General features: G+C 35.9%; 30 protein-coding genes, 5 pseudogenes and 1 riboswitch. Of the genes and pseudogenes, 14 read left to right on the forward strand and 21 right to left on the reverse strand.

Features of this window, described 5'->3' with window-relative positions; all coding sequences use genetic code 11:
• Positions 1-7: 7 nt before the first annotated feature.
• The gene (locus WY13_RS13165) at positions 8-907 is read right to left on the reverse strand and encodes an AraC family transcriptional regulator (protein ID WP_063556091.1); all 900 of its coding nucleotides are present in this window, start codon (positions 905-907) and stop codon (positions 8-10) included.
• A 155-nt stretch (positions 908-1,062) separates the two neighbouring features.
• Between WY13_RS13165 and WY13_RS13170 the strand changes: the two genes are divergently transcribed.
• The 4 genes from WY13_RS13170 to thiM all read left to right on the forward strand — a co-directional run bounded on the left by WY13_RS13170 (position 1,063) and on the right by thiM (position 4,860).
• On the forward strand, positions 1,063-2,487 hold the full coding sequence (locus tag WY13_RS13170; RefSeq protein WP_063556092.1) for an MFS transporter: 1,425 nt from the start codon (positions 1,063-1,065) through the stop codon (positions 2,485-2,487).
• Between the two features lie 129 nt (positions 2,488-2,616).
• Positions 2,617-3,090: a GNAT family N-acetyltransferase gene (locus WY13_RS13175; RefSeq protein WP_082848503.1), complete on the forward strand. Its 474-nt coding sequence runs from the start codon at positions 2,617-2,619 to the stop codon at positions 3,088-3,090.
• A gap of 43 nt (positions 3,091-3,133) precedes the next feature.
• Positions 3,134-3,239, forward strand: a riboswitch (TPP riboswitch).
• 288 nt (positions 3,240-3,527) lie between these two features.
• Positions 3,528-4,097: an energy coupling factor transporter S component ThiW gene (thiW, locus tag WY13_RS13180; RefSeq protein WP_063556094.1), complete on the forward strand. Its 570-nt coding sequence runs from the start codon at positions 3,528-3,530 to the stop codon at positions 4,095-4,097.
• Positions 4,075-4,860: a hydroxyethylthiazole kinase gene (gene thiM / locus WY13_RS13185; RefSeq protein ID WP_063556236.1), complete on the forward strand. Its 786-nt coding sequence runs from the start codon at positions 4,075-4,077 to the stop codon at positions 4,858-4,860. Before thiW ends, thiM begins: the two co-directional genes overlap by 23 nt.
• A 52-nt stretch (positions 4,861-4,912) precedes the next feature.
• On the opposite strand, the gene WY13_RS13190 is transcribed toward thiM, so the two are convergent.
• The gene (locus WY13_RS13190) at positions 4,913-6,328 is read right to left on the reverse strand and encodes a MerR family transcriptional regulator (RefSeq protein WP_063556095.1); all 1,416 of its coding nucleotides are present in this window, start codon (positions 6,326-6,328) and stop codon (positions 4,913-4,915) included.
• 104 nt (positions 6,329-6,432) lie between these two features.
• Here WY13_RS13190 and WY13_RS13195 point away from each other — a divergent pair, with 104 nt between their 5' ends.
• Complete coding sequence (locus WY13_RS13195; RefSeq protein ID WP_063556096.1) at positions 6,433-6,657, forward strand: hypothetical protein; 225 nt, start codon at positions 6,433-6,435, stop codon at positions 6,655-6,657.
• Positions 6,658-6,709: 52 nt separating this feature from the next.
• Here the strand turns inward: WY13_RS13195 and WY13_RS13200 are convergent, their stop codons facing one another.
• Positions 6,710-7,147: a GNAT family N-acetyltransferase gene (locus WY13_RS13200; protein ID WP_082848504.1), complete on the reverse strand. Its 438-nt coding sequence runs from the start codon at positions 7,145-7,147 to the stop codon at positions 6,710-6,712.
• A 148-nt stretch (positions 7,148-7,295) separates the two neighbouring features.
• Here WY13_RS13200 and WY13_RS13205 point away from each other — a divergent pair.
• A pseudogene (locus WY13_RS13205) lies at positions 7,296-7,613 on the forward strand (alpha/beta hydrolase); the annotation flags it as partial.
• A gap of 88 nt (positions 7,614-7,701) precedes the next feature.
• Here WY13_RS13205 and WY13_RS13210 read toward each other — a convergent pair.
• Together WY13_RS13210 and WY13_RS13215 are read right to left on the reverse strand one after the other, a co-directional pair.
• Positions 7,702-7,956 (reverse strand): TfoX/Sxy family protein, encoded by a 255-nt coding sequence (locus tag WY13_RS13210; RefSeq protein ID WP_063556098.1) that lies wholly within the window; start codon positions 7,954-7,956, stop codon positions 7,702-7,704.
• A 578-nt stretch (positions 7,957-8,534) separates the two neighbouring features.
• Entirely contained in the window at positions 8,535-8,957 is a 423-nt protein-coding gene (locus WY13_RS13215) for a GNAT family N-acetyltransferase (protein WP_063556099.1), read from the reverse strand.
• 248 nt (positions 8,958-9,205) lie between these two features.
• On the opposite strand from WY13_RS13215, the gene WY13_RS13220 reads away from it, so the two are divergent.
• Complete coding sequence (locus WY13_RS13220; RefSeq protein WP_063556100.1) at positions 9,206-9,988, forward strand: alpha/beta fold hydrolase; 783 nt, start codon at positions 9,206-9,208, stop codon at positions 9,986-9,988.
• A 15-nt stretch (positions 9,989-10,003) separates the two neighbouring features.
• Here the strand turns inward: WY13_RS13220 and WY13_RS13225 are convergent, their stop codons facing one another.
• Positions 10,004-10,519, reverse strand: a complete 516-nt coding sequence (locus tag WY13_RS13225) for a DUF2812 domain-containing protein (protein WP_063556101.1) — start codon at positions 10,517-10,519, stop codon at positions 10,004-10,006.
• A 3-nt stretch (positions 10,520-10,522) separates the two neighbouring features.
• Positions 10,523-10,843 (reverse strand): PadR family transcriptional regulator, encoded by a 321-nt coding sequence (locus tag WY13_RS13230; RefSeq protein ID WP_063556102.1) that lies wholly within the window; start codon positions 10,841-10,843, stop codon positions 10,523-10,525.
• A 427-nt stretch (positions 10,844-11,270) separates the two neighbouring features.
• Between WY13_RS13230 and WY13_RS13235 the strand changes: the two genes are divergently transcribed.
• The gene (locus tag WY13_RS13235; protein ID WP_156499039.1) at positions 11,271-11,633 is read left to right on the forward strand and encodes a hypothetical protein; all 363 of its coding nucleotides are present in this window, start codon (positions 11,271-11,273) and stop codon (positions 11,631-11,633) included.
• Positions 11,634-12,067: 434 nt separating this feature from the next.
• Here the strand turns inward: WY13_RS13235 and WY13_RS21545 are convergent, their stop codons facing one another.
• Both WY13_RS21545 and WY13_RS13240 read right to left on the reverse strand, forming a co-directional pair.
• Positions 12,068-12,208, reverse strand: coding sequence for a hypothetical protein (locus WY13_RS21545; RefSeq protein ID WP_156499040.1), 141 nt, complete (start codon positions 12,206-12,208; stop codon positions 12,068-12,070).
• Complete coding sequence (locus WY13_RS13240) at positions 12,198-12,653, reverse strand: ATP-binding cassette domain-containing protein (RefSeq protein WP_082848517.1); 456 nt, start codon at positions 12,651-12,653, stop codon at positions 12,198-12,200. The genes WY13_RS21545 and WY13_RS13240 overlap by 11 nt, the downstream gene beginning before the upstream one ends.
• Between WY13_RS13240 and WY13_RS21830 the strand changes: the two are divergent.
• Positions 12,566-12,781, forward strand: a pseudogene (locus WY13_RS21830) (hypothetical protein); the annotation flags it as partial. The gene WY13_RS13240 and the pseudogene WY13_RS21830 sit on opposite strands and share 88 nt — an antisense overlap.
• Positions 12,782-12,794: 13 nt before the next feature.
• Here the strand turns inward: WY13_RS21830 and WY13_RS13245 are convergent.
• Positions 12,795-13,607 (reverse strand): helix-turn-helix domain-containing protein, encoded by an 813-nt coding sequence (locus WY13_RS13245; RefSeq protein WP_063556105.1) that lies wholly within the window; start codon positions 13,605-13,607, stop codon positions 12,795-12,797.
• A gap of 171 nt (positions 13,608-13,778) precedes the next feature.
• Here WY13_RS13245 and WY13_RS13250 point away from each other — a divergent pair, with 171 nt between their 5' ends.
• Together WY13_RS13250 and WY13_RS13255 are read left to right on the forward strand one after the other, a co-directional pair.
• Positions 13,779-14,675, forward strand: a complete 897-nt coding sequence (locus WY13_RS13250) for a transposase (RefSeq protein WP_242866495.1) — start codon at positions 13,779-13,781, stop codon at positions 14,673-14,675.
• Positions 14,676-14,834: 159 nt separating this feature from the next.
• The gene (locus WY13_RS13255; RefSeq protein ID WP_063556106.1) at positions 14,835-16,031 is read left to right on the forward strand and encodes an MFS transporter; all 1,197 of its coding nucleotides are present in this window, start codon (positions 14,835-14,837) and stop codon (positions 16,029-16,031) included.
• Between the two features lie 264 nt (positions 16,032-16,295).
• Here the strand turns inward: WY13_RS13255 and WY13_RS13260 are convergent, their stop codons facing one another.
• Together WY13_RS13260 and WY13_RS13265 are read right to left on the reverse strand one after the other, a co-directional pair.
• Positions 16,296-17,069: a nitroreductase family protein gene (locus tag WY13_RS13260; RefSeq protein WP_063556107.1), complete on the reverse strand. Its 774-nt coding sequence runs from the start codon at positions 17,067-17,069 to the stop codon at positions 16,296-16,298.
• The gene (locus WY13_RS13265; RefSeq protein ID WP_063556108.1) at positions 17,062-17,523 is read right to left on the reverse strand and encodes a MarR family winged helix-turn-helix transcriptional regulator; all 462 of its coding nucleotides are present in this window, start codon (positions 17,521-17,523) and stop codon (positions 17,062-17,064) included. The genes WY13_RS13260 and WY13_RS13265 overlap by 8 nt, the downstream gene beginning before the upstream one ends.
• Positions 17,524-17,564: 41 nt before the next feature.
• Between WY13_RS13265 and WY13_RS13270 the strand changes: the two genes are divergently transcribed.
• On the forward strand, positions 17,565-18,059 hold the full coding sequence (locus WY13_RS13270; protein WP_242866496.1) for a hypothetical protein: 495 nt from the start codon (positions 17,565-17,567) through the stop codon (positions 18,057-18,059).
• 181 nt (positions 18,060-18,240) lie between these two features.
• On the opposite strand, the gene WY13_RS22100 is transcribed toward WY13_RS13270, so the two are convergent.
• The 5 genes from WY13_RS22100 to WY13_RS13290 form a co-directional block, all read right to left on the reverse strand.
• A complete protein-coding gene (locus WY13_RS22100) occupies positions 18,241-18,492 on the reverse strand; it encodes an ABC transporter transmembrane domain-containing protein (RefSeq protein ID WP_347459377.1) in 252 nt (83 codons plus the stop codon).
• A complete protein-coding gene (locus WY13_RS13275; RefSeq protein ID WP_063556110.1) occupies positions 18,425-18,958 on the reverse strand; it encodes an ABC transporter transmembrane domain-containing protein in 534 nt (177 codons plus the stop codon). Before WY13_RS13275 ends, WY13_RS22100 begins: the two co-directional genes overlap by 68 nt.
• A 133-nt stretch (positions 18,959-19,091) precedes the next feature.
• Positions 19,092-19,856 carry an MBL fold metallo-hydrolase gene (locus tag WY13_RS13280; protein ID WP_063556111.1) on the reverse strand — a complete coding sequence of 255 codons (765 nt, stop codon included), beginning with the start codon at positions 19,854-19,856 and terminating at the stop codon, positions 19,092-19,094.
• Between the two features lie 28 nt (positions 19,857-19,884).
• The gene (locus tag WY13_RS13285; RefSeq protein ID WP_082848505.1) at positions 19,885-21,144 is read right to left on the reverse strand and encodes an amidohydrolase family protein; all 1,260 of its coding nucleotides are present in this window, start codon (positions 21,142-21,144) and stop codon (positions 19,885-19,887) included.
• Between the two features lie 61 nt (positions 21,145-21,205).
• A complete protein-coding gene (locus tag WY13_RS13290) occupies positions 21,206-21,889 on the reverse strand; it encodes a MarR family transcriptional regulator (protein WP_063556112.1) in 684 nt (227 codons plus the stop codon).
• A 96-nt stretch (positions 21,890-21,985) separates the two neighbouring features.
• Between WY13_RS13290 and WY13_RS21080 the strand changes: the two genes are divergently transcribed.
• Positions 21,986-22,183: a hypothetical protein gene (locus WY13_RS21080; protein ID WP_156499041.1), complete on the forward strand. Its 198-nt coding sequence runs from the start codon at positions 21,986-21,988 to the stop codon at positions 22,181-22,183.
• A gap of 185 nt (positions 22,184-22,368) precedes the next feature.
• Here the strand turns inward: WY13_RS21080 and WY13_RS13295 are convergent, their stop codons facing one another.
• The 3 genes and pseudogenes from WY13_RS13295 to WY13_RS13305 form a co-directional block, all read right to left on the reverse strand.
• Complete coding sequence (locus tag WY13_RS13295) at positions 22,369-22,641, reverse strand: hypothetical protein (RefSeq protein WP_156499042.1); 273 nt, start codon at positions 22,639-22,641, stop codon at positions 22,369-22,371.
• 19 nt (positions 22,642-22,660) lie between these two features.
• Positions 22,661-23,131: pseudogene (locus WY13_RS21085) on the reverse strand (alpha/beta fold hydrolase); the annotation flags it as partial.
• A gap of 315 nt (positions 23,132-23,446) precedes the next feature.
• Positions 23,447-24,730 (reverse strand): annotated as a pseudogene (locus WY13_RS13305) (relaxase/mobilization nuclease domain-containing protein); the annotation flags it as partial.
• A 137-nt stretch (positions 24,731-24,867) separates the two neighbouring features.
• Here WY13_RS13305 and WY13_RS13310 point away from each other — a divergent pair.
• On the forward strand, positions 24,868-25,206 hold the full coding sequence (locus tag WY13_RS13310) for a hypothetical protein (RefSeq protein ID WP_063556116.1): 339 nt from the start codon (positions 24,868-24,870) through the stop codon (positions 25,204-25,206).
• 116 nt (positions 25,207-25,322) lie between these two features.
• Here WY13_RS13310 and WY13_RS13315 read toward each other — a convergent pair.
• Positions 25,323-25,703, reverse strand: a pseudogene (locus WY13_RS13315) (transposase); the annotation flags it as partial.
• Between the last annotated feature and the right edge of the window lie 183 nt (positions 25,704-25,886).

Below are 25,886 nucleotides of genomic sequence, written 5' to 3' on the forward strand. Positions count from 1 at the left end.
CATATCTTTATCCTTCAAACTTTTTTAAATATAAATTACTACAAAAATTTTTTCTAAAATTCAGCGGCGATACACTTTTAACTTTTTTATATATACGGCTAAAATAATTCACATCACTAAACCCACAATTCAGTGCTATTTCTGTTATATTTAAATCAGTTTTTTTCAGCAGTGAATCTGCTTTTTGTATTCTAAGGTTATTTATATAATTCGTTAGAGATCTACCTGTAATTTGTTTAAATGTCCTGCAAAAATGCTCTTTACTAATATGAGCCATTTCTGAAATTTCATCTAAAGTTATCTTTTCAGTAAAATTTTCGTTGATGTACAAAAATATATTTTTTAATCTGTTTAGATTATCAACTCGACAATTAAATTGCTTTGCTGTTAAAATTTTTTCAACATATTTTCTGAATAGCAGTACAATAATCTCATATATATATGCTTTTACAGCCAGTTCGTATCCAAGCCTTTTTGAAAAATACTCCTCAATAATTTTATCTGCACAATTAAGTATCTCCTTATCATTTCTAACTAGATTTTTAAATAAAATAAGGTTCTTTGCCAGTGGTACCATAAACTTGGTCTGGCAGGAGTCCATTTGACTGCTAAAGAGAAATGAAAGGTCAACCCTTATAATATAATATATTAAATTATCACATAAACTTTCACAGTAATGAAGTTCATTGCTGTTTACAATTATAAAATCCCCAGCTTTTACATGAATACTTTTATAATTGCATCTGATCAAAGCACTACCCTGAATAAAATAAAAGAATTGAAGATGTTCATGCCAATTTTCTTCAAATGTAGCTCCCGGTTTGTTAACTTTTACTTCGAATATATCTACGAAAAAATTTTTATCGGGCATGTCTTTATAATAATAATTAATTTTAGACTTATTCATAATTGCAGCATCTCCTTATATCAATATAGTGCTAATATTAATCAATATATTCAATGAAATTCAATACTTATATTGTTATTATATATCTAGATGTTTCACTAGTAAATATCAATAAAATATTACTATTTTAAAAAGAAAGGGGTCATCTAACTGACATGGAATATAAAAATAAATACGGAATTTTACTTGTTGTTATATCTATGACTTTTATGTCCTGTCTTGTTTCTAATATTGTGAATGTAGCTCTGCCTGTAATGTCAAAAAAACTTTCAGTACCCATGGTGTCTATAGAATGGGTTGTAGCAAGTTATATCATCTCGATTTGCTCAACTATTTTAATATTTGGAAGACTGGGTGATATAATAGGCAAAATGAAAGTATTTAAATTTGGAATGGTTGTCTTTACTATCGCTTCTTTCACGTGCGGCATTTCAACTTCATTTACAGAGCTTATTATATTTAGAATTATACAAGGCATTGGTGCTTCAGCTTACATGGCCAACAATCAAGGTATTATAACTCAGGTTTTTCCAAGAAATGAAAGGGGAAAAGCTCTTGGAATTTTGGCATCCTCTGTTGCCCTGGGAACTTTAATAGGATCACCTGCAGGTGGATTTATTACCTACTATCTAAGCTGGAATTATATATTTTTCGTCAATGTACCTATCGGGGTAATTGCATTTATCGCTGCTTTAAAAGTACTGCCTCATAGTAAAACTCAAAATAAGGAGATAAATAGTGAACTTGATGTAAAGGGATCAACCTTTATTTTCCTGTCAATGGTGCTTTTATTTGCTTCCCTGATTCAAGGACAGAAGGTCGGATATAATAATCCTTTTATAATTACAATATTTATTGTATCCATTCTATTTATAGCAGCATTTATTGTATTAGAAAATAAAATAGAAAAACCTCTCATACAAATGAAAATTTTTAAGAACAACGTATTTTCTCTAAGCTTGTTTTGTGCATTTATATCATTTGTTTGTCTAAATGCTTCAATAATTATAATACCTTTTTATCTTCAGGATGCAATGAAACTAAACTCTAGTATAACAGGTCTTATAATGATGGTACAGCCGCTGGTCATGGCTGTGATTTCTCCGCTTTCAGGAAATTTGTCAGACAAAATAGGCTCCAAACTTTTAAGTTTTTTAGGACTTTTGCTTATGAGTATAAGTTTTATATTCCTGTCATTTTTAAATCAATATTCTTCTATAACAAAGATTACAATTTATATTGTGGTGTTAGCTTTAGGACAATCATTGTTTCAACCTTCAAATAATTCACTCATAATGTCAACAGTTCCTAAAAATGAACTGGGAATAGCCGGTAGTGTCAATTCTCTTGTGAGAAATTTAGGACAAATTATAGGAATTATACTTTCCACAAGCCTCCTATATAGTTTTATGAGCATTAAGATTGGATATCGTGTGACAGACTATGTTACAGGAAGAGATGATATTTTTGTATATGGAATGAAATATGTATATATTGTTTTGACTATTGTATGTGCCTTCGGAGCACTGCTCACTGCTTTTAGAATGCATAATAAAAAAAGCATACAAATAGATCAGTAAGCTGCAGATGTATACAGTAAAAATTTTTAAAAATGGCCTCTTGTATAATATTTTATTTCAAAGCATTTTAAACAATATTTATGGCAGTAAAAGCAATAAAAAATGTAAAATTCTAAACTATAATGTGATGTGAACTTAGAATTTAAAAAAGGAAGTGAAATAAATTTGGTTACTATAACTAGGATAACATATGATGATTTAAATGATTTGTCAAATTTATATGAGCAACTTTTAGGTAAAAAAACAAATTTGCAAAAATTCAAAGATAAGTTTACATTAATTAATTCAAATAAAAACTATATATTAATTGGAGCAAAAGATGGTGATAATAATTTAGTTGGTTCATTGTTAGGTATTATTTGTCAGGATCTTGGTGGAGAATGTAAGCCCTTTATGGTCGTTGAGAATGTAATTGTAAAAAATAATTGTAGACGAATGGGAATCGGAAAAACTCTAATGACTTTTATTGAAAACTTTGCCAGGAAGAAAGACTGCTATTTTACCATGTTAGTATCGGCTTTCAAGAGAAAGGATGCTCATAAATTTTATGAATCAATTGGATATAATAACGATGTGGTTAAAGGATTTAAAAAGTATCTATAATATAATAAAAAAAATTTGCATACTTAGAAGACATATGGTATGATTTTCATAAAAAGGGAGCATGCTTAAGCATGCTGAGAGGAAGTATATGCTTCGACCTATAACTTGATTCGGATAATGCCGACGTAAGGAAATATTTAATTTATGCTGTTTTTGTATGTTTTATGAGTGTAGATGGAATGTGCCTTACAAGGTATGTTCCATTTTTTATATTTAAAAAGCATTGGGGGAGCGCCCGAGACTTTAAAAAGTACAACTAAATAGCGAGGGAACTTGTGTTTCAAGGTGAGAGGAAGCTTTTGAGCTTCGACCGACCAATATGATTTGTCATATAGGGAATTGCTATTTGGTTACTCTAAAATTATGCCTACGATAATGATGTTTATTTCCTATGTGACAACTTTAGAAAATAAATATTATTATGGAGGTATTTTATTATGGAAAGAAACTCGAAACTATTAAAAAAACTTATGCTGGCAATGATGGTGGCAATGGGAGTTGTCATTTCACCAATTCTTCGTATAGAAGGAATGTGTCCTATGTCTTCTGTTATAAATATTACATGTGCAGTTTTTTTTGGACCTTGGTATGCGCTGCTTTGTGCTGTTTGTATTGGAATTATAAGAATGTTTCTTATGGGAATTCCACCTTTAGCTTTGACAGGTGCTGTTTTTGGAGCTTTTTTAGCAGGATTTTTATATAGAATATCCAAGAATACTTTGATTTTTGCAGTTTTAGGTGAAGTTATCGGAACAGGTATAATAGGTGCTATTATCTCATCGCCTATTATGACATATTTCTGGGGCAAAAAAGGACTTTCACTTATGTTTTATATTCCTTTATTCTTTACTGCTACAATTATTGGTGGAACAATTGCCTTTATTTTTTTAGGAGCATTAAGCAAAAATGGAATGCTTATAAAGATTCAGAAAGACTTGGGGGTAAAAGTCTATGACAAATCAACAGACACTGATAAACAACCTATTGCAAATAAAACGCAATGTTAAAATAAAAAAACCTCTTATTCACTATATTACAAATCCAATTTCAATAAATGATTGTGCAAATGTAATACTTGCCATTGGGGCAAAGCCTATTATGGCCGAGCATCCTCTAGAGGTTTCTGAAATTACATCTGCCTCTAACGCACTTGGAGTTAACCTTGGAAATATAACCGATGTTAGAATGAAATCCATGTTGATTTCAGGTAAAACGGCTTTTAAAGAAAGAATTCCCCAAGTAATTGATCTTGTTGGCGTTGGCTGCAGTAAATTGAGGTTTAATTATGCAAAAAAATTTATTTCTCAGTGTCATCCAGATGTGATCAAAGGTAATTTATCTGAAATAAGAGCAATTTGTGGTATAGAAAGCAATGCAAAAGGAATAGATGCAGGAGAATGTGATAGGATAACAGATGACAATATAGAAATCATGAAAAAACTATCTCTTAGAACAAATTCTGTTATTGCAGCCACTGGTGCAGTAGATGTAATAACTAATGGCAGCGAAACATATTTAATAAAAAACGGCTGTGAAATGCTTTCAATGGTAACAGGTACAGGGTGTATGGTTACTGCACTTATAGCAAGTTATATTTCCTCCTTAGATATATTTGGTGGTACTATTTTAGCTGTATCACTTATGGGAATATGCGGGGAACTTTCTCAGCATGTTACTGGTATAGGAAGTTTTAGAACTGATCTTATAGATAACTTATTTACAATTTCTGATAATACTATAACAAATAAAATAAAGTATGAATTAAAATAGTATAAAAAAGTTTTAAAAATTTGAGAACGTACCTAAACCAAGTACGTTCCCCCTATTCTACCGGCATATAGTTATAAACAGTTGACTCCCCGGTACCTTTATAATCACCTCTATATAACGTCAGCACGGGAAACTTAACAATTTTATGCGCCTGCGAAATGAATGTAATTAAGGGTATTTCATTTTTCATAAAGCTCTTTAAACTTTTACTTTCTAAAGTAGTATACCAGGCATGCTTATGAGAAGGTATAGTAAATACTTGCATGTCTCTCGGTACTTGTTCTGCTTTTGAAACTTGTACCCCTACTATAAATGAAAAGCTGAATTTGTGAATTAAAGTTTTAGGCTTTTCATATTGAGGAAGACTGTCTATTCCATTTATTGTATAAATATCACCGGGATTTACCACATTACTAATCTCATCAATCCTTTTTCTAAAATTCTGAACTAGTTTAGATGTTTTGCCAAGAGGAATAAATTTTTTATATTCGCAGCCAACAAAAGTCATCTCAGTTAAAGTAGTTATACCCATATTATTTTCAATTTCATCAGCACTAACCTTAGAACACCCTGTATACACTTTTTTCATTTTACAATTAACTAATGAAAGATTTTCTTGAAATTTTTTGTACTTTGAACTGAGTACCTTTAAATCTTCATCTATTAATTTAAGTAAATCGTTCATATATTTTATATTGTCTTTAGAGCTTACATAACTTACAAACTGCTCTAATAATTTCAAATCAGTTTCAGTTAGTTCAGCATCATACAAGCTATCTACATAATTTTGAATGTCTTCTTTATTCATTGAATAAAAATCTTTATCTCTGTTTTTAATTATTTCTCCAAGCAAATTCCAATCAATTTCATCTGATTCCATGCTTTCTAATATTTCTTTATTAACTTTTAACTCATGACTGTCGTCAAGTATTTTAACAAGATGAACCCAGGCATTTTCCTTTTCCCTGCTGTCAATTGGCTCATCAAGGTAATTTGAATACTTCAAACAAATGTATCTACCAAAAAATCCAGGAAAGATGCGTATCAACTCTTTTTTCATATATCCTTGTTTTTCTCTTTCACTCATGTCAAGGCTTCTTTTTAGCAGCATCATATCATCAGTAACTTTGCCTATATCAGAGTTTGGTAAATTAATATCATTTATGCACAACTGGAAAATGTCCTTGGATCTTTCCATATTTAAAATTTGTGCCCTTACCTTATTTAAATGTTCTGTAAATATCTTTTCCATTTCTTTAGGGTTCACCAATATTTCTCTAATCTTTTTTACTGGTATATCAAAGTTTCTTAAAACAGAGATTTGCTTTAATTTTTCAATATCTTCTTTAGTATAATCCCTATAGTTATTTTCCTTATTTACTGAAGGACTGATGAGTCCATTTTCCTCATAATAGTTTATTGCTTTTTTTGTAAGAGATGTGGTCTCCATAACTTCACTTATCTTCATTAAAAATTCCCCCTTAGATACTATTCATAGTATAAACCAGTACCCAAGGCATCAGTCAATAATGAATTTTTCATACATCTAAAATAGAATCCAGAGCATCAGATATGAACAACCCCCAAATATATGATCAAAGTGGAGAAATGATTGCATCCTATAATTGGGCAAGTGGATGGACTTCTGTTCCAACATCTGCTGAAAATGCTGGATATCATATGTTAACTTTTGCTTATTATGATGCTTACTGTAATGCACGGGAAGCTATGAAGGCAGGAAATATTTCAAATGTAACAGCTGTCCTGGAACATTACTTAATTCTAAAGCCTAAATAGCAGATACTCTAAGTCCGTGTGTATCAGCCATAGCAAGTTTTATTAATATTACTTAAATAATATAATTTAATTCTTGACAAGGGTAATTAAAAACTGTAACAAGTTTTCCTTCAATAAAACCTATACTCTCATACAATTTTCGTGCAGCTATACCTTTTACATCATCTTCACGGTAAGTTATAACTTTTAAATTTGTACCTTTAGGGAACAAATTAAACATATGCTGTATTAAATTTGTCGCAATTCCCTTCTTTCGATACATTGGATGAATTGCAAGAAATGCAAGTTCACAATTCTCCCTTGAAAATATTAGTTCTCCTACTAATTTTCCTTTATCATTTTTTGCAGTTAATGCCTCTTGATTCAAAATACTTTGATGCAGCACATTTTTATATTCTATTAAATCTAATCCAGGAAAGCTTTCTTTAACAATCTCCAACAAATCTATCCAACTCTGAAAATCGCAGTTATCTGCATAATCTACTTTCACAACCTTCACCTCTTTTTTGATACCTAATTTTTCTATAATAATAAGTTTGTAAATCTTTCATACCTATATTCTTATATCAAAATTGTGCTAAATTTCAGCAATATAATTATTATAATACGAGTACCTTCTATTAATGAAGATAAAAATTTCAAAAGTTGGAGGACATATGCCTGCTTTAGAACTGAAACTTGAAGATGAGGACAAACCATATTTTAAAGACATAGATATATGGGAAAAATATGATCCCATACATATTGCCAGAAACAGTAGTATTTCCACTGATATTGATGTATATCTTAATGCTGGAGATAAGGACGAAAGTGGTTTTTATGAAGGCTGTTCAATTTTACATAAAATATTGAAGGAAAAAGGCGTAACTTCTCAAAATCACGTATTTTGTGGTAACCACAGTGCCGAATATATAAAATCAAACATTGAAAAATATCTACAGTTTTATGGGCGCTAATATTAATTTTTAAAGATATAGGATTTCTAACTTGGAAGTTGACTTCAATTAGAAACCCTATACTTCATTATGCCATTTAATTGCACAATTATTTAAATGTATTATAAAAATCTTTCAGTTCCTTTTTTACTCCTTCTGAAAGATTATGCCACCTAATTCCCTCTATGGCACCTTCCAAAGCATACAACCTATTTATACATGCAGAATGATCAATGCTTTTTATTCTCGACCAAACTTCCCTGCTTCCGATATCAGTTAATTGTTCTATTGTTTCTATCCCAACTTGATTTAATTGTTGTTCAACTGCTTTTCCAATATTGGGCAAGGTGGACAATTCTCCCATAGCATCATTCCTCCATTTATATGTGATAAACATTTTATCCCATATATTCTATCATGCTAAAGCTCATATTTACTGTCATCTTTTATCTTTACATCTCATGTTAAGGTTCAACTTCAATATTACAAGAAGCAAAAGGTACACCAATTTCATTTAAATACATCTCATGTTAAGGCTCAACGGTTATATAATTATAAAAGTATAAAAGCAGGTATATTTAAATACATCTCATGTTGAGGTTCAACTTATCTTAGAGAAGTAGGAGTATTTGCACAAGACCCATTTAAATACATCTCATGTTAAGGTTCAACAGTATAAAAAAGATAGTAACCTGAATAATATTAAAAATTTAAATACATCTCATGTTAAGGTTCAACCACAGTAAAATACCCATTCCTTATTTTCATTATATCCCTAAAGTCCTTAATAATAAAGGCATCTGCCGAAATTTTCCCAACCGTTTTTCGCTTTTCTACATTCAAGCAAAAAAAGTGGCCTCAGCCATTCAATTCAAACGGCTTAAGGCACTTGTGTTTTTCAAATTGGTTGGAAAAATGTTTCTGTCTTTTACTTGCCAGGAGTTATTCAATAAAGCCTTTTGCCTGCATTTTTTCTGTATTGCAAAACAATGCCATTCCTGTTTTCATTTTTCTAAAATTTAATTTTTCATAAAAGGTTTCTTTACCAGGTGAAGCATACAATATAAAATTGCACTGTGGAATACGATTTAAAATACCATTAACAATTGTTCTTCCAACATTTTTTCCTTGATATTCAGGTAATACTGCTACATCATAAATTGCAGCCTGGTAAACTCCATCTGAAATTGCACGACCAAAACCAATTAATTTATTATTATCAAAAACAAATATGGTAGTATGACTATTTTTAAAAGCTTTCTCATGCACTTTTCCTTCAAAATATGACATACCAGCTTTTTTCAATATCTCACATACGTCATCCCAATTAACATTTAAACAATTATATTGAATCTTAAGATCCATATTTTCTCCTCCTTGAAATAATATAACCTTATCTATAAGTATAAATGCTTACGCAGCGTAAGCTTCAAGTGAAATTTCTACATACATTTATCAGAAGACATATTTAAAATTGGTCTTAATTTTTCATAAACTCAAAAATTATCAATAAATATGTTATAATGAATTTGTTTGAGGTTTGTATCTAAAAAATATTTATCACTTTATATGGCAGATTTAAGGCTGGATATTTATTAAATATGGAGGATTTTATGAAAGAATACATAGTAGACAATTTGAAAAATAAAATGAGATATCATGATTTTCCTGGTGAAGACACACCTATACTATTTATTCATGGCTTAGGATGTGCCGGATCATTTGATTATCCAGAAGTAGCTGCACAGGTTGATTTAATAAATCACAGACGAATATTAGTAGATCTGCTTGGAAGCGGCTTTAGCGATAAACCTGATAATTATTTGTATACTGTAAAAGAACATGCAGGGTACTTATATAATTTTGTTAAGAGTTTAAATCTACATAAATTTATTATTTTTGGACATAGTTTAGGTGGACCTATTGCAATTGAACTTGCAGATAAATGTAAAGATAGTATTGAGGCAATTATTTTAAGCGAATCAAATCTAGATAAAAGCAGTGAAGATTCATCAAGTTATGAATTTGGGAGCTTTATAGAAGACGACTTTGTGAATAGTATATTCGATGAAGTTATCAATGAAAATACTATCCATAATTCTATGTGGGCAGCAGCCTTATCAGTTTGCTCATCTACAGCAATTAGTAGAATTTCAAAATCTGCAGTTGAGGGAGGAAATCCATCATGGCGTGAGATGCTGTATTCACTTAAGTGTAAAAAGACATTTATATTTGGTGAAAAATCTCTTCCAGATGATGACCAAGTTGAGCTCAAAAAACACAATATAAATATCGAAATTGTAAAAGCAGCAGGACATTCAATGGCTTGGGAAAATCCTAAAGGATTAGCAAAAGCAATTAAAAAAGGTATTCTTTACGCAAGATTGAATTTTTAATTACTATATTATTGGCTACATTCCTTCGCGTTTAAGTCTCTTAATTTTCAATTTACACTTCCATACAATTCTTAGCATTGTCAAAAATATTCCTGCAAGTAATACTGTAAATATTACAACTATATAGTCACCTGTATTAACTGCTCCTATTAGTTCCACAAAAAAGCAAATAGCTTCTACAAAGGAAAACACCTTAAAAAAATTTCCAATCCTTCTGTATTGAGCAATTTTTGATTCCACATCTGTATACATTTCAAAAGGACCATCTGATGCTTTCTTTTTCAAATATACCCATCTCCACCACTGACCTACAACTTGTACTCCTACATTACTCATAAAAGATGAATAATCAACTGTATCACCTTTCCAATTATCAAGCAAATCTATTTGATAATTGTATTCTCCAGGTTCACATGGTTTAAAAGTGTAAAATCCAAGAAAAAATTTTTTAAATTCCCATCCATCTAAACACATTTTTTTTAGCCAAGCTTCTTCTGCATCTTTGTCATAATACAATTTAAATTTTAACATATATTATCTCCCCCTAATCATCCATCTTTTCGCGTTATTTATAAGTTCCTCAAGCCTCTTGACTTCTTTTTTAAATATTTCTGTTCCCATATTTGTAATCAGGTATTCCTTTTTCTTTCTTGATTTTGTATCCTCACTATATAAACTAATCCATCCTTTTTTAAGCATTGAATTAATAGCACCATATAAGGTCCCTGGTCCCAACGTTACCCTTCCATCTGTCATTTTGCTCACATCCTGAATAATTCCATATCCATGGTTTGGTTTTTGTGTCGCCAATAAAATATAAAATGAAGCCTCTGTTAGAGGTGTACTATTGTCCAAATCTATCATCCTCCGTTATATCGTCATACGATATATTATAATATATCACCTGCCGATATATATGTCAATAATATTTTATACGGTTTTGAACTCATAATATAAACAGAGTTCTAGGCATCAGATGGAGTTTTGACTCCACCTGATGCTTATTAACAGGATTCTAAGTGCTTCAGCACTTAGAAGGCGTTATCTTTTAGGAAAAATCGTTATCCAGGGACGTAGCTGCTCGCAACGTACACTTGGAGAAAAGCAGATATCCCAAATCTTTGATTTGGTGATAGTCGCTTTCGCTGTGTGCGTGGGAGTATTAGAGCAGGTAGTCATCAGATGAAATGATTTTTAAACATTTTTGTAGAATTATATAATAAAGTCAAAGAAAAAATAAAAGAAATCAATATGAAACTATAATTTAAGCGGATATAAGGGCATGTTTTTAATGTTTCTTCCATTTCCTATAGCCGAAGCAGATTCACTGACCTGTCCTGTATGTGGGAATGTAGTCTATAGATGGGGAAGAGAAAGTAATGACTATCATGCAAAATTAGTTAAATTAGGTGAGGGATACAAATTACGAAAAGTACATTTAAAAGATGGGAGCTTGTCAGGTGAAAAAAAATGTACAAGAATAAAATATGGAAAAGAAAAGCAATATAAAAATAACAAGCTACAAAAATGTAATATATGCGGAGCTAAGTTAGGAGAGTATCATTCTCTTGGTTGCAAGAATGAAGAATGTCCAATTTACCATAAAATAGATTGTAAAAGACATGCTATATGTGACTATATTTGATATAAAAAAGCCTCTTAGTTGAGACTCTTTTCAAATGATCTTACATTAATTTTCTCAATTTTACACCTCGGATAATCATACCCGATATCTAATGAAGTGGGATACTAAAAATATAGTAAGAGGGGTTTGTGTAGTAATGGAACAGAAAGCGGCTATAAACGTGTAAATATTTTACATTTATAGCCGTTCATTTTATCCTAACATATCGAATAATAGCAACAACCGTTTATAATATTACAATTTATACTTTCTGAACGTTCACAATTAAAAATTATAGGACTGTATTAGATATCCCATTGTATTTAGACACTACAAATATTTTGACCAGTTTTTTAAATGTTAAATTTCGATTTTGGTTTAACTTTTACCCCGATAAGTGATTTTTTATTTTTCAAATGTCTTAAATCTTGATAAAAATTCAAAAAATTTAACTCTTAATTACTTGAAATTACTATGATAGGCTCCCAATTTACTTTATATGGCATATACTTTTCAGTACATGGCACAGATGCTGGTATTGCCTCTATATATTGTCCTAATTTATTACTATTTTCCAAAGTATCGTTATATTTCAATAACTCTATTAATAAAATCTATCCCTTCTATGACATGAGAAACAATAATTAATGTTCTATCAAAATCCTTGTTCCTTAAAACACCTAAAATTAAATCTCTTGTTTCAGCATCTACATTTGAAATTGGTTCATCTAAAATTATTACATCTTTATTAGAAAGAATAGCTCTTATGAAAGCTATAACTTGTGCTTGTCCACCTGAGACTCCAGAATTATTTTGAATTACTTCAGTTGCCAAACCTTTAGGCAATCTACTAATATACTCCTGAAACCCTAATTTTTTTATAAGTTCTTCCACATCTTTAGGTTTCTTTTTAACTTGTCCATACAATATATTATCTAAAACAGTTCCCTTAACAGGAAGCTCTGCGTAAGAAGGAGGAACACAAGGACAGGCTGCACCGGAATTATTTGCGGCGCAAAGCCAACGGCAAGCAGCAGGAATACGAGGGACGGATAAAAAGCGGCAAGCAGCAGAAAATGGAGGCCCAAAAGGCGGCTTTACGTGCCGAGGATATGGCAAAGGGCGTGTTTACCGTTAAAAAACATTCACTTGCCTACTTTCAGGTCTGAAAATTACCAAATTCTAAAGTGTCAGTTGTTGCAATTTATTTTTTGTACTCTCATCAACAGGCATCTGAATCATAACATATGCACCTTTTATTTCAGTCGTTTCTAAAGTTATATGACTAAGGTATAAATCTCCGACTGTTGGGTGATGTAAGAGCTTTTGTCCTTCTGGAGTCCCAATGACTTCTGGACTATTCCACCAATTCTTGAAAAATTTATCATTTTGTAAGTCATTAATGATATCCACCATAAAAGCATTGTTCTGATATATACTCAGTTTTGTCCTCAATTGTTCCACTCTTAGTTTGGCATATCCTTCCCAGTCATCCAAAATTTGCTTGGTATATGGATCGTGAAATACCCTCCAAACTAAGTTCCGCTCTTTTTCATTTGCATTTTCATAGCCGCCATAGACCCTTGTAGCTGCTTTATTCCATGCAATGACGGTAAAGTTATGATCCATGACATAGGCAAGGCTTGGATTCTGACTATCCAGAAATTTTTGTAGAGTTTCTGAAACCGTTATATATGGCTCATCATCCATTGGCGGAATTTTATCTACCAAATGAAATAGATATTCTTTCTCTTCAAAATTTAGTTGTAATACCTTGGCCAATGAATTTAGAACGGCGTCTGATGGGTTTACGTTTTCTCTGCCTTGCTCAATACGTACATACCAATCAACACTAATTCCTGCTAAATCGGCAACCTCTTCTCGCCTGAGTCCTTTTACTCTTCTTCTACTATCTACAGGAATCTTGAATTGCTCAGGACACAATGTCAGGCGCTTCATTTTTATAAAATATCCGAGTTCCTTACTCTTTGTCATATGATACCTCCTAAACAGCCGAAGTTAGTGTAAAGTTTTTTACACTATTTTTTAATTTGATCTTTACATAGCAAGGGTTACAGAGTTTTTTTGAATAAAAAACTCTGTAACCCTTTTTGTTATAATTGAATCTCTAACAAAACAAAAATAACATAAAAGGATGTCATTGTCTTGGATTCAATTATAACCTATTTACTTCTATATATCCAATATCTTTTAAAAATAAATTCTCAATTAATTTGGTTCATTGCCAAATATATTCCTCTTAAGCAGTGGGCTTTTGAGGATTCACATAGTCCAGAATATCAAAAGTTTAAAGTGGATAATCTCCCCCAAATTATTCGTTTTGAGAAAGTAGATTATCAACTTCTTTTAGCTTACTATCAGCATAAATATGGTAAGACTGTAAGACCGGTAAATCGCAGGTCTGAGACAGCAACTGTTCTTGAGACTACTGTATGTCACCGTTGTGGTGCTCCGCACCAATATATCTACGATAACAACGGTAATAAGGGACAATATCAGTGTAAAGTCTGCAGCCAAACTTTCAACAAAAGCAACCATACTAGTAAGCCTGTAGTATTCACCTGCCCATACTGTGGACAAACTCTTTCTCCTAAGAAAGATCATAAGCATTTTAGAATACATAAATGCGTTAATTCTAAGTGCTGTTATTACCTTAGAAATCTGGCTAAGCTTCCTAAAGATTTGGATGGAGCTGATAGACATAAGTACAAGCTACACTACATATATCGTGAATTTACCATAGATTTTTTTAAGATGGACTTACATGAACTTTCTTCTAGAGCAACTAACTTTAAGTATAAGAAGTTCAATGCCCACATCATGGGTCTTTGTCTTACTTATCACGTAAACCTTAAATTATTTACTAGACAAACAGCTCATGCTACGGAAGAAGTACATGGAATAAAGATATCCCACATAATGGTTGCTAATTTTCAGAGCATTTATTTGTCATGCAGTCAAGGGTGGCGGACTACGTTCTATTGTCTAAATTTTGATGTGCTATTTAGCCTTTTAAGATTTCCAATCTACGATTTTCTTTAATCTTGTTTTTTCATACCTCACTTTACACTATCCAGCCGCACACTTTTTCTCGGTCGATGGTATAAATTATCCTAGGATAATTACATCTCTTTTACTCCAGTATTAAAACCGATATACTCTCTTTGAGAGTTAAATTTGAAAATTTAGGGAGGTAAAAGAATGCAAATTAAAAATAGACAATTTTCAAAATCACTTTTAATCATATTAACGGCTGTGTGTGCCGTCGCCGTTGCCAATTTATATTACGATCAGGTTTTGCTTTTTAATATTGCCAAATACTTCTCGGTTTCCATAGCTACTTCCGGGCTGCTGGTCACGGCAATTCAAATAGGTTACACAATCGGCCTGTTTCTGTTAGTACCACTTGGAGATATGTTTAGCCGGCGGATACTCATTTTATCCGGCCTTGTTTTTTCGGCAATTTTCATCTTTCTAATTACTATTGTATCATCATTTTATCCGGCAGTGGTAATAGGTTTCTTTTTAGGGTTATCTACGTTTTTTGCCCAAGTGATTATTCCATTTGTCTCCTCACACACACCAGCCGAAACCCGGAGCGCTAGGGTTGGCCATTTATTGACTGGAATTTTTCTTGGTGTTCTGTTTGGCAGAGTGTTTGGCGGGTTCATCGGACAGTTTTTAGGATGGAAAGCGGTACACGAAATTGCGGCCGTTATTTTGTTAATAGCCGCAATCTATTTATATTTTACTCTACCGGACGATCAAACAGAAAAAGCAAAATCATATAAAAAAATAATGGGCTCTCTGCTTCCCCTGCTAAAGCAAGAAAAAGTGTTAAGAGAAACTATCCTTTTCGGTACATCCGCCTTTTGCGTATTCAATATTTTCTGGGTTTCATTATCTTTTATATTAGAGAATGCGCCTTACTATTATGGAAGTGTCGTTGTCGGCGCTTTTGGGTTTATCGGAATTGCGGGAACACTAGCGGCGGGATTTTCCGGAAAGTTGGCAGATAGCAAAAAAGTGGACTTGTGGAATATCCTTGCACTCTCAATTATGCTAATCTCTTTTCTTGTGCTGGGTGCCGGTTGGACTCAAATCATTGTATTGATTCTCGTCACTTTTATTCTGGATGTCGGTTCAAGAATGAACACGACTATCAACCAAGGACGCAATTACAAATTAAATCCCCAAAATCATAGCAGATATAGTTCTCTATATATGGTGTTTTATTACTTGGGCGGGTCTTTAGGCTCGCTAATCGGGGCAAATGTTTATCATGCATTTGGAGTTATAGGAATCGTATTGGTAAGTTGCGCTATTTTCTGTGTAGTTTATGTCTATTTCCTGATATCCCGAATTCATGCTCGTAAAAGTGCATCTATGTTCTCGTAACAATAAGGGAACGATTTGAAACAAAGTGCAAAGGCAGTGGTCTTAATCTTCTATAATTGTACAAAATAATTTGCAGAATGAAAAACTTGTACTAAAGGAGGAAACGTCGTACTTGTAATTTAATGTTCACCAATTGTTAATGAAATAAGAACGGACTACATTATGGAGTTTACTTTCATAATGTAGTCTGTTTTCATTCATGTCGACTATTGATAATCGCCATTTAATAAGAAATTCTATGCTTGATTCTAAGGAACCTAAAAATTATTTTTTAATAAATGATGTTAGTTTTTCATACAACATAGCATCCATTTTTTCTATGACTTCAGCTTTTTTAGATGGTGCCCATTTAGTATAGTAAAATTCAAGGTAAGTAGCACAATTTCCTTTTTTTCTTCCTTTGGTACTAAAATGATTTTCTGGATTATTTACAGTTTCTATTATTGCTTCCTTTTCTTCTGTTGTAAGTTTCTTATAGGTATCATAATGTACAATTCCGGCATCTTTAAGTCTACCGTTTTTATAATTAGGGACATTGGTTTTATCTTCATAACCAAGTAACAAAGCAGTAACAGGGAAAAAATGTTCCTCTGGCAGATTTAATTCTTTATACATGTCGGCAAAGTTTTTACGATATAAATGATGTATACTATTTGTGCAAAGAGTCCCAAGTTCTAGGGAAGTTGCCGCCATAACAGCAGTCTGCACTGCTAAAACAGCATCAGTATGTGCAGTTAAGTAGCTAACTAAATTATCATCGTCACTTGGATAACCCAGGTGCTCTCCTATATCATGAATTCTATTAAAATCTACGCAGAAAAGGAGTGAAATTGGTGCTTTGTAACCACAACTAATAATTTTTTGTACATTCTCTTCACCTCTGATTACAATAATTGAATAACTTTGTCTATTTGAGGCATTCTGAGCGTTGACACAGGCATCTAAAATAGTTTTAATTTTTTCTTCTTCAACAGGCTTGGATGTGAAATTTCCATGTACAGCGTGTAGGCTATAAATTGTTTCTAATACTTTATTCATTGTTATTCTCCTTTAAATGTGTTATTTCTTTCATTCTATCTTCACATTTTTTTAGCAAATAAAATAGTTGATCGCTTTCTTCAGAGGTTAGCACATCAAATGGGCTTATTGTAAGTGGTTGAACTGAGGAATTAACTTTTTGTAAAACCTCTTTACCATTTTCTAAAATTATTATTTTATGATATTTTGCATTTTTTTCATCTTTCTTTCGATAAATCCAATCTTTCTTTTCAAGGTTTTTAATGATAACCGAAGCAGTAGGACGGTCGCAATGCAAATAGTCTGCTATTTCATTTGGTGACAGGGATTCGTTTTTATAAAGTTCGTTTAATAGTGCCATTTGTTGAATAGTAATATCATAGATAACCAGTCTTTTTTTGTTAAATCTTCTCCACTCCAGAAAAAGCCACGCAATTTTTTCTGTTAGAATACCAGAGCTTTTAATTGCATTCACCTCCTATTCATAATTAGAACTCTAATTATATACTATTTGTTATGTACCTAAAAAATATAAATCCTATAAAAAAGCTTGTAAAAAAATATAATGGAGTGTTATTGAGTGCTGAAGAATATAAATGTAACTTAGCAGTATGTAAAGCAGAAGAATCAGAAGATACATGGTACTTAGCAACTAATATGGATAGTAAAGAAGCAGTTAGAGAATATAAAAAAAGGTTTATTATAGAAGAAATGTTCAAAGATTTGAAATCAGCTGGCTTTGATATGGAAGGAACATGGACAGAGGATGTTGTATATTTTAAAAACTTGTATTTATGTTTAAGTATAGCTTACACATGGATGATAATATTAGGCGCAGACTGCTTTAAAAATAAGAAGAGTAAAATTGTTGGAGCTACAAAAAGACTAAAGAACAAAATAGTTAGAGTATATAGTTTATTCAGCTGTGGCTTAAAGTGGTTCAATAGGTGTTATGATTCTGATACTAAAAAGTACAGGCTTGAATTTGACTTTATACTTTATGATATATAAAAAACAATAGGTAAATACAGGGTACCTATTGGGATACGCACAGGGGAAGTCTAACCTTTTATTCTTACATAAAATTCATATTTAGGTGTCAATATCATTTTAATTAAAATAATGCATTAGTTGCCAATGGTAATATTATGAGCAGCATAATTATTATTCATTTTTTTCTTATTTAGCTAAATCACTGTCCGTACATCAGCCCTGCACTGATAGACGCTTTGGTATATTCACGGTTGGCGGACTTGTATTTTTCATACTCGGCGTCCTCTTTTCCAAACGCCCGAATGACTTTCACGTCGGTAAGCCCTTCGCGGAAGAAGCGGTTCAGGCTGTCGAGCATTTTTTGCATTTTGCTGTAAAGCGGATTAGCAAAGCGGTTGATGATTAAATAGCTGATTATAAGAAAGGGTACCACGCAAAGGAAGACAAGCACCAATTTTACATTTAAATAAAAGCGCCGTGAGGAGAATGCCCCCGATGAGATAAGCCGGAGCCATGAGCAGAAATTTGCAGCCCATTTCCACCAGCGTCTGTACCTGCGTGACGTCGTTGGTGGTGCGGGTGATTAAGCTGGAAGCTCCGAATTTGTCAAACTCGTTTTTGGAGAATTTCAGGACTTTCCCGTATACGTCCGTTCTCAGCTCAGCTCCGAGGTAGTAGGATATTTTTGAAAAGAAAAGCGTGTTGAGCAGTGCGCCCACAAGGCTTAAAATCGAAAGCCCGATCATTATAAGCCCGCCCTTTGACCAGATAAACGCGGTATCGCCCGACATGACGCCTTTGTTGACAATGTCCGTGGTGACATAGGGCAGATAAAGCGCGCAGCCGATCTGGACAAACAAAAACAGAATGGCCAAAGCGGTCTTTGCAGCTGGCAGCCGCCTGATTATTTTAAGCATAAATTACTCCTTTCCGCCTGAAAAAAGGCGCAAAAAATATAGGCGCTGATGCCGTACTTTTTTGCAGCAGCGCCTGTTAACAAGACAAGCTCAGATCATGTTTATGAAAGATGCAGAGTCAGGGAAACAGCAGTCATTTCATGTAACTGTAAAGCTTTCTGTCTCGAATGACCTCTTTAATCCTCTCATTTGGCTTATCGCTAAATAATCCGCCATGATACGTTATGATATTCACGATGTCATAATCCTCAAGCTTTTTCAGTGAATCAATAGCATCATTTGCATTCACCCCATCTTCTCGCATGGGATCAGCGTTCGGTCCGACCAGCTCTCCGTGAAGAATATTCAAAGCATCCCCCGCAATGAGGGTTCTGCTCGTTTGATGATACAGACAGATGTGTCCCGGCGTATGACCGGGAGTGTGAATTACCGTAATTCCCCCGCAAAAAGGCAGTACGTCGCCATCATGAAGGGCACTGTTCACTTTAACGCTGGAGTTTTCAAACATATCCACAATTCTTGCCTGTTCTTCTTCGGGCAAATCCTTGATGCGGTCCATGAATCCGGGGTTCAACCTTTTAACCTTTATCTCGCCCTGGATATACGGTTTGTCCTTTTCATGGGCCAGAACCGTTACCTCCGGATTTTCGCGCAAGATACCTTTGATTCCCGCAATATGGTCGATATCCTGCTGGGTGGCTATGATTTTATTTAATTTTGCAAAGGATGTTCCGGCAGTTTCCATTTGTTTTTTAATCGCCTCTAAATTATCGGGCGTTCCGGTATCAATCAATATTACGTTATCATCATCCCATATGAGTGTAGGGTAAACGATCCGCTCCACTCTCATGACCTTCATGTGTAATTCCAGCATCTCTAAATGTTCGGCTATTTTCATCGTATTTTCACTCCTTAAAGTCCGGCATCTAAGCATACGGGCATTTTATCAATATTGACGCAAGCCGGACTCCCTGGCGCCAAACCGCAACGGTTGATAAAGTATCGGCAATATTGGTGGTCGGGTCACCCTTCACCAGCAACAGGTCGGCGCGAGCTCCATCCACAATTCGGCCACGGTCAAAAATGCCGAAGCGGCGTGCGGGAACGGACGTGGCGGCCCTGAGCGCCTCGATTGGTGTCAGCCCGGCCCTGACGAGTAACTGCAGCTCATGATGAAGGCTGGCGCCATGCACCATACCCCCAATGGAAGGAAGCGTCGCATCGCTGCCAGCTAATAGATCGACGCCCGCATCATGGAGAGCCTTCACCGTTTCCAAAAGATATTCCGTCTTACCCTGAGGATAAGCACCTATCTGATTATTTAACGCGTTCAGCCATTCCTCACTCAATTTCGAGCTTACGCGCTCGTCCTTTGCAAACTCAGGGGAGTTGCTATCCCCTATGGTAGACGCACCGGCAGCAATTGTGGGGCATACAAACACGCCTGAATTGACAATAGCGTCGATGATCTCCTTTGTATACGGTCTATCGATGAAGATGTGCATCAAACCGTCGATGCCTCGGTTTATGGCGCGTTCGGTAGCCTTAACGGACATGGTGTGCGCAACAGCCATCTTGCCATAACGGTGAGCTTCGGCACAGGTAGCCGCAATCACTTCATCCGTGAGGTCAGGCGTACCCGGATGGCCAAATACGGTTCCGTCTTCGATCATGACCTTAATATAGTCCGCTCCCTGCCCCACACGCTCCGCAACAATACTGGCTGCCTCTTCAGGCGTTGTGGCAAATTTTTTGGGAGCTTTCACTCCGGCTCCCATTTTTGCCATGATCGCTTTATGCTGAGCGGCGGCTTCCGGGCTTATAAGCTCGGACGGGTGGCCGCCCGGCGCTCCGACTGCCGCGAACGCTGTCAGGCAATCCGTCACATCTCTTCGCTCGGTGATTTCCTTGCTCCAGAATCCCTGCATCTGAAACGTGGTAGTAACGCCGAAGGTCAGGGAAAGCTTCAGGGTTTCCATCTTCGGATGGGAATGTGCGTCGATTAATCCCGGCAGCAGTGTACAGCCGCTCCCATCAATTATCTCCGCACCGGTAGGAGCCGGGCCTCCGACGTTTCGTATCTTTTCTCCCTTGATCGTGACAGTATCTTTATCGAGAACGCGCTCTCCGTCAAAAATCCGGGCGTTTGTGATGGTTGTAATCTGGTCTGTCATTTCATGATTCATAAGATATACCTCCGTTTCATTAATAAACCCATTTCAGTTAACAATGTCTGAGCCGATAGAGTTATTCTTTATCCGGCTTATCGTCGGGTTTGTGTGGTGTGCGGTCTGGTCCGAAACCCCTTCCGAATCCGCCGTGATCGGGGCCTCTGCCAAATACGCGTCGGTCGAAGCCGCGTGCTCTCATCTGCTCGATCATTTCAGGGGTTATGCCGTGAGTTTTTAAGTGCTCCTGCATTTCAGGGGTTACGCCGTGGATTCTTAAATGTTCCAGCATTTCCGGCGTCATCGCGAAATCCGGTTCACCCCCGGTCAATTTTTCGAGCTCGGCAATGATACGGCTGAGATAATCGCTGAGATTTTTGCGTTCCTCTTCACTCAAAATTTCAAAAAGCTGATCAGTGTCCTCTTTCTGCTGCTCAGCTTGTTCGGCAGCCGCCTTGCCCTCGTCGGTCAGCTTAATGTCCATCACCCGGCGGTCTGTTTCGGACTGTGTACGGGTAATGAACCCGGCTTTTTCAAGCTTGGTCAGCAGCTCGCTCAGGGACTGATTACGCATATCCAAAAGATAGGATAGGTCCTTCTGACTGATTTCCGGCTGCATTTTAAGCATGACCAGAATGCGGCCTTGCCCACGATGGGGATTTACGAACGCTCCCTGCTCTCTGCCGCCGTGATGCTGATAGCGAAACAGCAGCATACCAGCTTTGCTGAATAGCTCCATCAAAGTGTTGTTGTTTTCCTCCATGATGATTCCTCCGTTAAAATCGTTTTACGTAACATTTCATAGTCATGTACCTGAATGTTCGGTACCTGATTATTATATTATCAGGTACCTGATGATATGTCAAGCGATTTAGAAAATAACTTAAGGCACCTGATGAAAATTCCATACTGCAGTCGAAATCCAGTATGGAATATTACAATTTTATGCAATTTTGATTATTCACCAATAATGGTTCAATCTTTTCTGCATGTAAATGCATACATTGCCGCCGCGAATCCTGTCCAAAAACTTGTGACAGTACGAATGAATGCATAAATCCGGGTAGTATGAGGGAGATCGTAAAACGATGAACTCCCTCTAATACTTGCCCTAAGCAAAAATAATAATTGTTATCAACAGAGTGGCGTTGACAACCCAAAAGGAGAAACTTAATTCACCGGGAGGCAGCGTTGGCATAGGGGACATTTTGCTTGAGTATTATCTTAAACTATAATCCATTATTACTTGTTTGAAAGGCTATCAATAAACGATTGGCTTTTCTCGGAAATCTCCGTAGACTCATAATCCTGCACATAATGTCCACAGTTTAGAAATATTATTTTCCCGTTGCTTATTTTTGAAATATAATTTGATAGTGGTCTACGCCAATTAGCTGTAGAGATACCTGTTCCACCTCCATCTGATGCAAAAAACAGCATAGGTGTATGTGCTGGAATACCGCTTTCTGATACTTTTTTTATATTTCCGCTAATAGCAGTAATTTCATTCAACATATCCGTCGACAAAGTTTTTCTATAAAACAGTGCGATAGATTTTATCTTCTTGATCTGTCAATTGTCCAGCCTTAATTGCATCTGAACTGTCGCAAATAGACGGTATAAAGCGCACTGCACCAATACGAATAAGAAATGATTGAAAGTAAAACGGAATCATATTTGGCGTCGTCATACCGGCATAAGTCTCCGGGACTGCTGGGTCAAGCCCGACAATTGCTTTAACTTCGGCGGGGTAATTTTGAGCCCAGTAAATAGCTTCCAGCCCCGCCACAGAATGCGGGAATAAAATATATGGCCCTTTTTCCCCTGCTTCTGATAATGCCGTTCTTGTTTCTCTAAGAACTGTATCGAGGTCTTTGGGTTCTTTTGTCGTATCACTAAAACCATAACCGAACGGCTCAACTACAACGATACGATTTTTACTGCTAAGCTTGCTGTATAGACTTTTAAAGTCAAGAATCGGTGAACTGGTCCCTGAGCCTGTTAAAAAAACAAGCGTGTTATTTCCGGTACCTTACACGTTGTCAACTGTGATATATTGCCGCAATGAGGGGTCGGCTGACAGTTTGCCAGGACGAGCGTGGAAGCTCAAGCGTACAGCGCGATTGTATTTTACGCTGTATAGGGCCAAACTCATAGTAGCAAGCAATGCATTGTGGTACCCACAATACTCAAAGGCCGATTTCCGCTTCAACGGAAACCGGCCTTTTGCTTGTTGGTGGCAGCGCCCCCAACCCCCTTTGATCGCACAATAAATTGTGCGGCTACGCGTCCTGCGGACGCTTCCGGGAGCATGGAAAGCTCAACGCTGCCCATGCTCTTTTTCTTTCTCCGCTTCGCGCCTGCCGGTACCAAGTAGATGATCAACGTTTGCTTTCACGGTCAAAATCTCTTTCATCTCATCGCGAGCCTTGCGATAATCGGCGTAGGTCACCTTTTTCTCTGCCAGAAGCGCCGCGTATTCAGCCTGCAAGCTCTTGACAGTGGGAAGTTTTTTCACGCCCAGCTCGTCAAATACTTTCTTCGCCGCCTTATGCAAAAGAATGTCGCCCTCATGTCCTGCTAGGAACTTTTTTGAATACCCCGCCTTGCGGTAGGCGACGTAGGTGTCGCGGGTTTTGGCGTAATTAATAATCTGCGTTTTCAGAACGGCGATTGCGGCCAGCCGTTTTTCAGCCGCTTTGATTTGTGCGGAAAGCTCATTGTACCGGGCGGTTGCCGAAGCCGCTTTAGCGACCAGTGCATTGTACTCCAGTAGATTGTGCTCGGTCAGATAGTTCAATGTCTGCGCCATCTGTTTGAGGTTAAACACCTTGGCCCAGCGTTCATAACCGACGCCTTTTCTGGCGCGGATCTTGGCCTGAATATCCACCAACAGATTGACCTTTTTATCCGGCGCGGGCCAGACTATTTTTTTGCGCGGCTGATGTGCCTTTTCACCGGAAAGAACGGCCCGAAGTTCTGCTTCACTGTAGCCGTTGCCCAGCGTATCCAGCCGGATAAACCGCTTTTGATTCTTCCCGCGCAGTGCGGGAATTTTCCCCGGTTTGATTTCATATCCGGCATCCTGCAAGAGTTTCAGGAGCGCGTCAAAATAGGCGGGCTTTTGAGCTAAAGCCGTGTCTATTGCCACACGCAAAAGTTCCCGGTTTGAGGGCTTTACCCGATCACCCAGCCACTTATTATAGCTCTTGCCATGGTACTTCGGATTTTCCACGATGGACAAACCGTTCTCGATGCACAGCGTATCGTTCAGCCGCCGCACGGCTCTGGTGTTTCCCCAAAAGTTTCGGAACTTTCGGGTGCAGTCAAGGGACATGGAATTCCAGATGATATGATTATGAATGTGGTATTTGTCAATGTGAGTGCAGGCAATGAAAGCGTGGTTCCCGTCCGTAAAGCGTTTGGCAAGCTCACAGCCGATCCGGTTTGCTTCCTCCGGCGTGACCTCGCCGGGGACAAAGGACTGCCGGAGATGGTAGGCGATTACATCGTCCGCGCCGCGCGTCCTGCCGGTGAGCGCGGCATACTGCCGTTTGGAAAAAAGGGATTCGGCGTCGGCTGTCCGGCTATCGCATTCATAGCCCTGCCCTACGGACACTGAAAAGGGTAACCTATCCATGAGTAAAATTACCAATAAAAAAGTGTAGAAAAAACATAGCCAAGCCCTAAAATATAAGTTGAATTTACCGAAACAAACTTATAGAAAAGGAGAACTTGACCATGCTAAACAATCAAGAATATATTACTGCAGAATTAGAAAAAATACTATATGAAATTTTACCTATAACAAGTAAAAGATTGAAAAATCTAGTTTATATAATTATAGGGATAATATTATCAGAATCAATTGTAATCTCAGATATATCTAAGAAATTGAAAGATGATTTCACAGATGCAACTGAAGAAAGTAAAATAAAAAGAATAGATAGATTTTTTAGATCTTCACCAGTAAATCCAGACTACCTGTATTCCTTCTTCATTGAAGAGGTACTAAAAAAATATGTAAAACGAAGTAACAATAATAAGGTAGTTATAATATTTGATCATACAACAATTTAAAGTGGACCCCTTTGTCAAGACAATTTTTTAGTATATTTATAGTTAGGTCAATAAACGTGTATTCTAGTAAATTGTCTAATAATATTTAAGATTACTTTCCTTTAGATATTCTCAACTTGTAGATAAATATTTTCATACTTAACGCTCCGCCATAATCTTTCAATAAAAATATTATCATATGCACGTCCGCGATGATCCATACCGATTTTGGAACCTGCATTAAGAAACAAATTTGTATATTTGGAGCTTGTAAAATGGCTTCCTTGGTCACTATTCATGATTTCTGGAGATGTCCGTTTTAAAGCATTTTTACATGTTTCTAACACAAAATAAATTTCGAGGTTATCATCTACTTCCCAGTCTATAACAAAGCGCGAACACCAGTCAATAATTGCAACTAGATAAAGCCAGCTTCTATGTATGGGAAGTAGGATAAGCAATGGGTGTGGCCAATTAGATGACTTTCCCCAGTACTCTCCTCCGAACCACACGTACACCTCTCAATGTATGTGGCTCTCCACAAATCATATTCCTTAAGATTAAGGCTGCTCAATATTATTATTGGATTTCTCAATGCCTCACGCACCCTTCCTAAATATATTGAACATGAATTGCTGTTTTCCTTCGCCATGTAAGAGGTTTTCCCTCTCCCGGACTACTATGAAAACTCCGTTACCTTA

The sequence above is a fragment of the Clostridium ljungdahlii genome (assembly GCF_001636845.1).
GTDB classification, from domain to species: Bacteria; Bacillota; Clostridia; order Clostridiales; family Clostridiaceae; genus Clostridium_B; species Clostridium_B ljungdahlii_A.